The organism is Acidovorax sp. K2F (genome assembly GCF_025246485.1).
In the GTDB taxonomy this organism is placed as follows: Bacteria; Pseudomonadota; Gammaproteobacteria; order Burkholderiales; family Burkholderiaceae_C; genus Acidovorax; species Acidovorax delafieldii.
Map to the genome: position 1 here is coordinate 1 of NZ_JAOBSQ010000118.1, position 528 is coordinate 528.

1 protein-coding gene is annotated in these 528 nt (G+C 57.0%); it reads left to right on the forward strand.

All coding sequences use genetic code 11. From position 1 onward, the window contains the following. Positions 1-528 (forward strand): UvrD-helicase domain-containing protein (locus N4G42_RS25515; protein WP_260669188.1); only part of this gene is annotated, 528 nt, incomplete at both ends.

Here is a 528-nt window from a genome sequence, read left to right on the forward strand (position 1 = left end):
CAACCATGTGCTGGTGGACGAATACCAGGACGTAAACCGCTCGTCTGTGCGCCTTCTCAAAGCCATTGTTGGTGAAGGTCGAAACCTTTGGGTGGTCGGAGACGCGCGGCAATCCATCTACCGGTTCCGCGGCGCATCGGCCACCAACATGGCTCAATTCAGCTTGGATTTTCCCGGAGCGCAAATCGCCCAACTCGGCGTCAACTATCGTTCTCGACAAGAGGTCATCGATGCCTTTACTGCCTTCTCCGGCACGATGAAAGCATCGACTGGCTCCATGCCATTGCATCTGAATGCAAGCCGCGGTGCTTCGGGCGCCAGGCCAGAATTCAAGGTTGTGCGCTCAACGGATGACGAAATCTCAGCGGTGGCGGCCACGATCAAGCATCAACAGGAAGCCGGCACTGCATTCCGTCATCAAGCGCTTCTTTGCGCATCCAATGCCCGCCTGAGCGAAATTGCCGAGGGCCTCGAAGCCAGAGGCATTCCTGTGCTTCACCTTGGGAGTCTGTTTGAGCGACCGGTGAT